Here is an 8,916-nt window from a genome sequence, read left to right on the forward strand (position 1 = left end):
CCGACGCCGCGCGCTCGGGCGTCACCCCGCGATCAGGGCGATCGCTCCCAGGACCGCGACGATGCCCGCCGACTGCGGCCGGGTGATGCGTTCCCGAAGGAGCCCGGCCGCGAGCGCCACCGTGCTCGCCGGGTACATCGACGCCAGGACGGCCGCGACGTCGAGGCGGCCGGCCTGCGTCGCCAGGACGAAGAAGGCGTTGCCGCCGGCGTCGAGCACCCCCGAGAGGAGAACGAGCGGCACGGCGTGCCTCGGAGGCGCCCACGGACGCCGGCGGGCCCCGGCGACGACCACCGCGAGGGCGAACGACGTCCCGCGCGCCGCCGCGAGCGGCCAGAACGTTCCCCCCTGCGCACCGCGGTCCATCAGCACCAGGTACGCGCCGAAGCCGCAGCCGGCGACGAGGGCGAGCCCGAGTCCCTCCGTCCCGCCGCCGGGCGGCCCCGCGCGCGCGATGAGCCAGATGCCAGCGAGCGCGAGCACGAAGCCGGCGAGCTTCGAGCCCGACGGCATCCCTTCGGCGAGCGCGCCCCACACCACCGGGATGCTCGCCGAGAGGACCGCCGAGACGGGCGCCACCACCGCCATGCGCCCCACCGCGAGCGCGCGGTAGAGCGCGGCGAGGCCGACCGCTCCCGCAGCACCCGCTGCGACGCTCCAGGCGAGGGTGGCGGGCGCGGGGACGCTCTCGTGAAGGAGCAGCGCCGCCGCGAAGATGAGCGTCACGCCAGCGGCCTGGCCGAGCACGAGGACGCCGACGACCGGCGCTCGCTTCGAGGCGATCCCCCCGGTGAAGTCCCCCGCTCCCCATGATGCGGCGGAGGCGAGGCCGAGCACGACGGCAGCCAGGCTGGATGACATGGCGCCTGCAGCCTAGTCGAGGGACCGCCCGGTGGCGCGCTCTTCGTACGGAGAGCTCGCGCGGCCTACGCGTTCCTCGAAGCGCTATGGCTCCGCCGCCGCGAGCCGCGCGACCCTCCCGCCCGTCATCCGCACGAGCTCGGCGGGCGTCAGCTCGAACACGGCGTGGGGGTGGCCGGCCGCCGCCCAGATGCGCTCGTACGCGAGCAGCGCCTCGTCCACCACGGCCAGGAGCGGTTGCGCATGTCCGATGGGGGGCACGCCGCCGATGGCGAACCCGGTGCGCTCGCGAACGAAGTCGGCCGAGGCGCGTGCGATGCGCTCGCCGATCACCGCCGACACCGCCTGCTCGTCGACGCGGTGGCTCCCGCTCGCCGCGACCAGCACCGCGCGTCCGCTCGGCTTCGCCTCGAAGAGCAGGGACTTCACGATCTGCCCCACGTCGCAACCGACCGCAGCCGCCGCTTCTGCTGCGGTCCGAGCGGAGTCGGGCAGCTCGATCACGGTGTTCGCGAAGCCGGCGCCCCGCAGCGCGTCCTGGACCCTCTGAGCACTCGGCTTCAGTGGCATCGTGTATCCATATCAGGAGGCGACCGGCGCCTGCTGGTCGCACCGCCGCCCTCGCGCCGACGTCACGGCCAACCGACCTCGCGGGATCCTTTCACCCGATCCGGCGCCCCCGCCTGGCATTTGCGCTCGAGCATTTCCGCCGCAACCGCCACGACCTAGGTCGTACGGAGGTGTGCTCATGGAAACGACGCAGGAAGTCGGGACGCAGCCCTACAAGGCGGATCCATCGCTCGAAGCTGCGTGTCGGAAGTTCAACGAGGCGTTCAACCGGTTCGACGTGGAGGCGGTGGCGGCGTTCTGGACCGAGGACGGCACGCTCATCACCCCCACCGGAGAGGTCGGGAACGGTCGCTCCGGCGTCGCGGCCGCGTACCGTCACGATTGCGAGACGATCCTCGCAGGCACGACTTCGCGGTTCGCGATCTCCTCCGTGCGGCGCATGGGGGACGACCTCGCGTTCATGGACCTCGATCACGAGCTCCAGAACTTCAGGATGCCGGATGGCTCGACCAGGACGATGAAGCTGCACGTCGTGATGCTCGCCAGGAAGAGCGGCAATGCCTGGCATTGGCTCGACGCGCGCCCGTACGCGTATCTCCCTCCGCCGCGTTCCGTGCACTGAACCTCGAACGGCGATGCGTCTCCGGACGGGCGCCGGGGACGCATCGCCGCGTTCTCCGCACCGGGGTTCGCTCGCCCCTTCGCGCGGGAGGGGCCATCGACTGCACGCGCTGCGAATGGGCGTCCACGAGCTCGGGTGCGAAAGGTCCGCGAGCGTCGATGGGACGTCCGGGCGCCCGAATGCTCCTGCCTCGGCCGAGCTCCGTCGCCGCGGTCGAACCCGAGCCCGCGGCTCCGCGCGCCCGGCCCACGGCACCGGGAGGAGCCGCTCCCGGGTGCGTCAGCCCCGCTCTCCCGTGGCGCTCATTCATTGTGAGCCCAAAGTTCCGGTGATGAAGCGTCCGCTGACCGTCGCGCTGGCCGCATGGGCCTTCATCGCCTGGCCCGCCGCTCCCTCCGCCGACGACCTCGTCGTCCACCCACGCCTCGACGTCTCGGTGACCTTCCTCGCGGGGGCCCTCGCCGCGGGCCTCGCCCTCCCCCGGCTCTCGCCGAGCCAGTGCCGATTCTGCGCCGTGAATGGCCTCGACGAGGCAGCACGCGACGCGCTCCGGCTCACCGGCGCGCGCGCGGAGCTTCGCGCCCGGCACCTCTCGGACGTGATCGACTCCGGCGTTCTGTCGGCGGGTGCGCTCACGCTCTCCGCGCTCGGCGCGGCGCAGGACGGGACGCGCCGGACGTTCTTCGAGGACCTGCTCGTCGTCGGGGAGTCCGTCGCGATCGCGTCGGATCTCGTCAACGCCGCGAAGGACGGCTTCGCACGGCCTCGCCCCGCCGGCGGCTCCACGTTCATGCCGGGATCGCGCGACCGCAGCTTCTACTCCGGCCACACCTCGTTCGCGTTCTCGCTCGCGACGTCGACCGCGACGGTCGCGACCATCCGGGGCCGATCGTGGGCGCCATGGGCCTGGGGAGTCGGGCTGACGCTGGCGTCCGGCGTGGGATACCTCAGGATGGCCGGCGACGCGCACTGGCTCACCGACGTCGCCGCGGGCGCGGCCGTCGGAAGCGCGGTCGGGTTCGCGATCCCCTGGTTCTTTCATCGCAGATCGGGTCCGCGCCGGCGCCGCGGCGTGGATCTCGTGCCAGCACCGGGCGGCATCGCGCTCTTGTTCTGAGGCGTGCCCCGGCTCCGGTCAACGCTCGACACCGCCGGCTCGGCCGAACGCGAGACCCGCACCGGCCGCGTCCTGGCGCCCCGCGCAGAACGCGCTGCCGGCAGCGCTCGTCACCCCATCTTCGCGCCGCGTTCCCCGAGCAGCGCGCGCAGCACCGACCGGTGGCAGCGCGCTTCGTCCTCGCAGTAGCACCCTACCGAGAAGCTCGCCGTGCGCGAGAGCGCAGCGAGCAGGTCGAGCGTGCGGCTCGCGGCGGGCTCGGCCATCTCGGCGCGAAACCTCCTCGCGAACAGCGCCCACTCCCGCTCGGTCCGCGCCGCCTTGCCGAGCTTCATCGTCTCGGTGCTCGGCGCGAGGTTCGGGTACCAGACGTCGTACCAGTCGTCCGGGGCGAAGCGGGCCGCGGGCACGCCGCGCGGCGGGCGGCGCACCGTACCGATCCGGAGGCCCTCTCCGGCGGCGCGTGGACTGCCGAGGCGAACGATGAGCACCGTCATGGCCCTCATCTCTACCTCGAATGCGACCTCGCGCCGGGCCCGACCGCCCGCGCCGGGATCAGACCGGTGGCGTGGGCGAATGCAGCTCCTCGCCCAGCACCTCGTGGGCCGAGAACGTGCGCAGCGCCTCGCGCAGGAAGGCGAGGTGTCGCTCCTCCTCCTGCAGGCGCTTCCTGAACTCCTCCTCGGCGGCGCCGTCGCCTGCCTCGCCGGCGAGCACGAGGAGGAGGTCCCACCCGGCCGTGTCCACGTGCTCCGCCGCGAGGAGCGCGTGGAACAGGTGCGGGAGCTGCGGATCCTTCATGACAACCTTCTCGATGCCGGCCGCTTCACGCGCCGTCACGTTTGCCATCTCCGTCATCCGCTTGTCGTCGCCGCCGAGCCGCCGGATGCTGCTCTTCAACCACTCCTCGTGCTCCTTCTCCTGGGCGCGGATCTTCTCCACCAGTGGCAGCATCTCGGCGACGACGCGCTCCTCTCGCTCGCGCTCGCGGTCGGGGTGCGCGATCCCGCCCTGCTCCCGGTCGAGGTCCTCGTGCACGCCGCGGTCCACGTCGCCGGCGCGATAGCCGCTCAGACCGTAGGTGGTGTAGTCGCCGTCGCCGTGACGCCCGCTCCGCGCGCCGCTCGACTCGCGCATCCGCTCCAGGACCTTGTCGTAGAGCTTCACTCCGGCGCGCTCGAAACTCAGGCGCTCCATCAGCAGGTCGATGACCTTTTCCCTGTTCTTCTGCGCGAGCCGGTCCATGACGCCTCCTGGTAGGCGAGGCGTGGTGTCTAGGGGTGGCGCAGACTCATCACCGGCGGGGCGTGACACAAGTGGGCTGAATGGCAACTCCACGCCGAGTCCGGAGTCGGGCTGGGCAGACGTGCAGATCGGCCGCCGGGCTCCCGGCTTCAGCGCGTGCGTCGGCGCTGGCGCTCGAGGCGCAGGCCGTGCGCCGCTCCGCTGCTGCCATCCCCCCGGCCGCGCGTACGGCGCTGCCGAGGCTACTGCCGGACCTTCAGCACGACCCGGAAGCGCGCGCGGTTCGACATCATCCGCTCGAACGCCTCGTTCACCGCCGTGAGCGGGAACGTCTCGTTCCGCGAGGCCACCGCGTTGAGCGCGCTGAAGGCCAGGGTCTCCTCTGAGTCCTTGGCCGTACCGCTCGGCCAGCCCTGCACCCGCCGCCGGGCGCCGATGAGCTGGAACGGCGAGACCTGGATCGGATCGGCGCTCGCGCCGACCACCAGCAGCGTACCGTCGCGTCCCAGGCCGTCGAAGAGGCTCGACATGAGCTGAGAGTTCGGCGCCGTGGCGAGGATCACGCGCGCGCCGCCCAGCTTCTTGAGCGCGGCCGCCGCGTCCCCGACCTCCTGATCGACGTACTCGTGCGCGCCGAGCTCGAGCGCGAGCGCGCGCTTGTCTGCGCCGCGCGAGAGCGCGACCGTCCGGAACCCGAGCTTGCGGGCGTACTGCAGGCCGAGGTGCCCCAGCCCCCCGATGCCCTGCACCGCCACGAGGTCGCCCGCCCGGGCGCCGCTGTTTCGCAGCGAGTTGAACGTGGTGACGCCCGCACAGAGCAGCGGAGCGGCGGCGACCGAGTCGAGCGCGTCGGGGATGGCGGCGAGCGCCTCCTGCGGGGCGACCATCTGCTCGGCGTACCCGCCGTCGTAGCTGAAGCCGCAGACGAGCCCACGCTCGCACTGGATGAAGTCGCCCGAGCGGCACGCCTCGCACGCCCCGCAGTGCCCTCCGTGCCAGCCCACTCCGACACGCTGCCCCGGGCGCCAGACGACCACGCCTGCTCCGACGGCGTCGACGCGGCCGACCACCTCGTGACCGGGGACGCGCGGGTATACGAGGCCGGGATAGGAGCCCTCCGCCACGAACGCGTCGGAGTGGCAGATGCCGCACGCCTCGACCGCGATGCGGACCTGTCCCGCCGCTGGCTCGGGCACGGGGCGCTCCACGAGCGTGAAGCCCGATCCGGGCCTGGTGATCTCGACTGCTCGCATCGTCCTCGCCACGGCCCACCTCCGCTCTCCGGGTGCGTCCGACCGCGCACGCCTGCGCGAGGCGGGCGGGCCGCGCACAACATGACCACCGCCCGGCGGCACCGCCAAGCGAACCGGAACCGTGACTCGACGGCGCGTCGGCGACGGCGCGCAGGCGGGGTAGACTCTTCCGCCATGCCTGTCCACGTCCCTGCCCCGACTCAGCCGACGAACAAGTGTCCGAAGTGCGGCGCCGAAGGCGTCGTCGAGCAGTCCATCGGCAACATGGCGACGTACGTCTGCCCGAAGTGCGGAGCGCGGTGGGTGGCGGCGCGGTGATCGAGCCCCTGGCGAGCCGGCGGCGGTGAGAGTTCCGGCCGGGCGGCCGCCCCAGCGCGGAGCCCGGTTGGTGGGGTCGTGCACCGCAGCAGCCATCCAGCTCGACGGGTCTCCGCCTCAGTGGATACGCAGCGCGAGCTTTCCCAGGTGGTGCTTCTCGACGTCCCGTTGAGCCTGGGCGGCCTCCTCGAGCTCGTAGAGCTTCCCGAGCTCGACGTGGAACGGCGCGTCCCCGATCAGCCGGTTGAGCCGGTCGAACGCCTCTGCGCTGGGAGTGCCGTCGTACGCGAGCAGCTCGACGCCCTTCGGGACCTCCGGGATGGGCTCCACGCCGTTGGGATGGGCGACCCGTCCCCCCTTCTTGATCGTCGCGAGCGCCGCGTTCACGTCGTCCCCGCCCGCCAGCACGAGAGCTGCGTCCAGCCCCTCGGGCGCGAACGCGCGAGCCGCCTTCGCCACGTCCTTTCTTCGCCCGTCGATCGCGACGTCCGGGCCGAGCTTCTCGACCAGCTTCAAACCATCCGCTCGCGAGGCGACGGCGAGCACGCGCGCCCCCATCCGCTTGGCCAGCTGCACGGCGATGTGGCCCACCCCGCCGCTCGCGCCGATGATCATGAGCGACTGTCCGCTGCGCAGCCGCAGCTCGTCGTCGAGCCCGCGCAGCGCGGTGATCCCGTCCGCGCCCAGCGCGCCGGCCTCCCTCGCGTCCAGGCCGCTCGGGATCGGGGCCGCCCGCCCCTCCTCGAGCTTGGCGTACTCGGCGTAGAAGCCGCCCTCCATCTGATAGCCATAGGCTCGCTGTCCCACGCGTACGCGGCTGACCTTCGGGCCCACTGCCACCACGACTCCGGCTCCGTCGTTCCCCATCACGTAGGGGAAACGTGTCGAGCCGTCGTCGAAACCGCCTTGCCGGACCCACGGGTCCCAGACGCCGACTCCGGCCACGTCGACCCGGAGGAGGATCTCGTGCTCGCCGGGCTGCGGGACGGGCAACGTCTCGGTGTGCAGGACCTCGGGTCCGCCGAAGTGATCGACGGCGGCGGCCTTCATCTGGCTGGGCAGTGTGGATGGCATGGCGCCTCTAGCGTGAGCACCGGGACGTCGAACGTCGAGCCCGGGCTGGCCGTGACGCGGAGGCTTCGTCGCTCGTCCGACGGGCGACGGCGAGAGGCGAGGCGGGCGAGAGCTCATCGCGCCGCCGGCCGGGAGCGGCGCCCGTCCGCAAACCGAGGCCGGGCCGGTCGAGCGACCTTCGGGCGAGACCGCCGCCACCGGCTCGACGCCTGCTTCGATGGGCTCGCCGCCGCCCACTTCGCGCGGACGACCTGCTGCTCGTGAAGGGGAGCCCTAGCCTCCCGCCGGCGCGGGCAGCCGGCCGAGGGCGACGAGGCACGCGATCGCGTGGAACGTGCTCGGGGGAGTCGTGCCGAGGCCGGGCTGCGGCCCGAACCCGCCGTTCTCGGCCACGTACAGGCTCGCCACGAACCGCTCCACCTCGGCACGGTCCACGACGTCCAGGCGACCGACCTCGGCGAGGGCACCCAGCACCTGGGCTTCCTCCTCGATCTCGGGGAGCGAGGTGAACTTCCCGTCGCGGACCTTCCCCGAGTACCGGGAGCCCGAGAGGTGGCGCGCCACGCCCGCGGCCGTCTCGGGATCGAGCGCGCCGACGAGCTTCAGGGAGCGCACCGCCATGAAGGTCGCGGCCGGCGAGGCGATCATGCCCGGGCGCAGCGCGAAGCCTCCCTCCGCCGCCCGGTGCGACGAGAGGAACGTGGCCGTGCGGCGCGGGTCCACGCGATCGAGGGCGCCGAGTATCTCGAGAGCGGCGAGGGCGTGGTACGTCGCGCCGAGCGACACGTCCGCCTCGGCAGCGCGTCCACGGAAGCCGCCGTCCTTCCCCGCCAGCGACGTGAGGAACGCCACCGCGCGCGGCCGGTCGATCGCGTCGAGCGCGCCGAGGAGCCCCAGCGTGCGCGTCGCGTACAGCGTCGGCACGACGTGCGACGGTCCGGTCCCGGGTGCCGCCGTGAACCCGCCGTCGGGCGCCTGGCACCTGCGGAGGTACTCGATCACCTGGGCGCGAAGCTCCGGTGACACCGAGCCGCCGAGGGCACGCGTCGTGTACAGGTTGTAGAAGGCGAACGAGGGCGACTCCGGGAACGCGTCCCAGCGGTCGCGCCGCGCCCAGCCCGCGAGGTAGTCGAGGGTCTTCGAGGTGTCGAGCGCTGCAGCCGTGAGGGGCGGTCCCGAGGCGCGCAGACGCGGCGGACCGAGCCTCACCACCGCGGCCAGCGCGCCGATCCACACCACAATCACCGACACCATCACCATCCGTCGCGTCATGGAGAACGTTTCCGTGCTTGGAGTGGAGTTTCGAGGACGCGACCGCGGGGTGAGCGTACCCACCCCGCGGCCGGCCTGTTTCGCTAGTTGTGCGGCGGGACCTGCCAGGTGCTCGACTGGTCACCATGGCAGACCGTGCAGTTGCCGATCGCCCGCGCGTCGTTCTGCAGGGCGATGTTCTGCACGTTGTCCTTGGCGAGCGTGGACGGGCTGAGCCCGTGCGGCGAGCCGTGGCACGACGAGCAGAGCACCTTGGAGCCGTGGTGACCGGCCGAGTTGAGGTACTTGCCGAAGATGCCGGTGTTCAGCCAGCCGCTCTGGCCGGGCGACTTCTCCCCGTAGGAGGAGCCGTGGCACTGCGCGCAGGTGGGCAGGGTCTGCGCCGACCACGGGTTCGCCATCTGGTTCTGGGCGATCCGCTGGTTCAGATCCCCATGGCAGTCGGTGCACCAGATCTGCTGGCCGCTCGCGTTGGTCTTCGTGGTGTGCGTGTCCCGGTAGCAGTTCACGTTGTTGCCGGGGTGGCAGTCGTAGCAGTTCTTCGCGATGTTCGCGTCGTACGACGTGAGCACCGCGGAGCTCTG

General features: G+C 72.4%; 11 protein-coding genes. 3 read left to right on the forward strand and 8 right to left on the reverse strand.

All coding sequences use genetic code 11. The annotated features are described in order from the left end of the window. Positions 1-21 precede the first annotated feature (21 nt). Positions 22-861 carry a DMT family transporter gene (locus tag MNZ39_RS11385; RefSeq protein WP_242338480.1) on the reverse strand — a complete coding sequence of 280 codons (840 nt, stop codon included), beginning with the start codon at positions 859-861 and terminating at the stop codon, positions 22-24. Between the two features lie 84 nt (positions 862-945). Beyond that, positions 946-1,431 carry a YbaK/EbsC family protein gene (locus MNZ39_RS11390; protein WP_242338482.1) on the reverse strand — a complete coding sequence of 162 codons (486 nt, stop codon included), beginning with the start codon at positions 1,429-1,431 and terminating at the stop codon, positions 946-948. A gap of 178 nt (positions 1,432-1,609) precedes the next feature. Between MNZ39_RS11390 and MNZ39_RS11395 the strand changes: the two genes are divergently transcribed. Then, positions 1,610-2,053 carry an SgcJ/EcaC family oxidoreductase gene (locus tag MNZ39_RS11395; RefSeq protein WP_242338484.1) on the forward strand — a complete coding sequence of 148 codons (444 nt, stop codon included), beginning with the start codon at positions 1,610-1,612 and terminating at the stop codon, positions 2,051-2,053. 331 nt (positions 2,054-2,384) lie between these two features. Beyond that, positions 2,385-3,170, forward strand: a complete 786-nt coding sequence (locus MNZ39_RS11400) for a phosphatase PAP2 family protein (RefSeq protein ID WP_242338486.1) — start codon at positions 2,385-2,387, stop codon at positions 3,168-3,170. 110 nt (positions 3,171-3,280) lie between these two features. Here the strand turns inward: MNZ39_RS11400 and MNZ39_RS11405 are convergent, their stop codons facing one another. The 3 genes from MNZ39_RS11405 to MNZ39_RS11415 all read right to left on the reverse strand — a co-directional run bounded on the left by MNZ39_RS11405 (position 3,281) and on the right by MNZ39_RS11415 (position 5,680). Beyond that, positions 3,281-3,667: a DUF488 domain-containing protein gene (locus MNZ39_RS11405; RefSeq protein WP_242338488.1), complete on the reverse strand. Its 387-nt coding sequence runs from the start codon at positions 3,665-3,667 to the stop codon at positions 3,281-3,283. Positions 3,668-3,725: 58 nt separating this feature from the next. Beyond that, the gene (locus MNZ39_RS11410; protein WP_242338490.1) at positions 3,726-4,415 is read right to left on the reverse strand and encodes a DUF892 family protein; all 690 of its coding nucleotides are present in this window, start codon (positions 4,413-4,415) and stop codon (positions 3,726-3,728) included. 242 nt (positions 4,416-4,657) lie between these two features. Continuing rightward, entirely contained in the window at positions 4,658-5,680 is a 1,023-nt protein-coding gene (locus tag MNZ39_RS11415) for an alcohol dehydrogenase (RefSeq protein ID WP_242338492.1), read from the reverse strand. 162 nt (positions 5,681-5,842) lie between these two features. Here MNZ39_RS11415 and MNZ39_RS11420 point away from each other — a divergent pair, with 162 nt between their 5' ends. Further along, positions 5,843-5,986 (forward strand): zf-TFIIB domain-containing protein, encoded by a 144-nt coding sequence (locus MNZ39_RS11420; RefSeq protein ID WP_242338494.1) that lies wholly within the window; start codon positions 5,843-5,845, stop codon positions 5,984-5,986. Between the two features lie 117 nt (positions 5,987-6,103). On the opposite strand, the gene MNZ39_RS11425 is transcribed toward MNZ39_RS11420, so the two are convergent. The 3 genes from MNZ39_RS11425 to MNZ39_RS11435 all read right to left on the reverse strand — a co-directional run. Further along, positions 6,104-7,060, reverse strand: coding sequence for an NADP-dependent oxidoreductase (locus MNZ39_RS11425; RefSeq protein WP_242338496.1), 957 nt, complete (start codon positions 7,058-7,060; stop codon positions 6,104-6,106). Between the two features lie 273 nt (positions 7,061-7,333). Beyond that, complete coding sequence (locus MNZ39_RS11430) at positions 7,334-8,332, reverse strand: prenyltransferase/squalene oxidase repeat-containing protein (RefSeq protein ID WP_242338498.1); 999 nt, start codon at positions 8,330-8,332, stop codon at positions 7,334-7,336. Between the two features lie 83 nt (positions 8,333-8,415). Next, positions 8,416-8,916: hypothetical protein (locus MNZ39_RS11435; protein WP_242338500.1), on the reverse strand; the 501-nt coding region annotated here is incomplete at its 5' end.

The organism is Anaeromyxobacter sp. SG66 (genome assembly GCF_022690805.1).
GTDB classification, from domain to species: Bacteria; Myxococcota; Myxococcia; order Myxococcales; family Anaeromyxobacteraceae; genus Anaeromyxobacter; species Anaeromyxobacter soli.

Excerpts from the sequence above, each read along its gene's own strand:
- MNZ39_RS11395 (WP_242338484.1), top strand. The coding sequence starts at position 1,610 with ATGGAAACGACGCAGGAAGTCGGGACGCAGCCCTACAAGGCGGATCCA.
- MNZ39_RS11430 (WP_242338498.1), bottom strand. The coding sequence starts at position 8,332 with ATGACGCGACGGATGGTGATGGTGTCGGTGATTGTGGTGTGGATCGGC.
- MNZ39_RS11405 (WP_242338488.1), bottom strand. The coding sequence starts at position 3,667 with ATGACGGTGCTCATCGTTCGCCTCGGCAGTCCACGCGCCGCCGGAGAG.
- MNZ39_RS11400 (WP_242338486.1), top strand. The coding sequence starts at position 2,385 with ATGAAGCGTCCGCTGACCGTCGCGCTGGCCGCATGGGCCTTCATCGCC.
- MNZ39_RS11425 (WP_242338496.1), bottom strand. The coding sequence starts at position 7,060 with ATGCCATCCACACTGCCCAGCCAGATGAAGGCCGCCGCCGTCGATCAC.
- MNZ39_RS11385 (WP_242338480.1), bottom strand. The coding sequence starts at position 861 with ATGTCATCCAGCCTGGCTGCCGTCGTGCTCGGCCTCGCCTCCGCCGCA.
- MNZ39_RS11420 (WP_242338494.1), top strand. The coding sequence starts at position 5,843 with ATGCCTGTCCACGTCCCTGCCCCGACTCAGCCGACGAACAAGTGTCCG.
- MNZ39_RS11390 (WP_242338482.1), bottom strand. The coding sequence starts at position 1,431 with ATGCCACTGAAGCCGAGTGCTCAGAGGGTCCAGGACGCGCTGCGGGGC.
- MNZ39_RS11410 (WP_242338490.1), bottom strand. The coding sequence starts at position 4,415 with ATGGACCGGCTCGCGCAGAAGAACAGGGAAAAGGTCATCGACCTGCTG.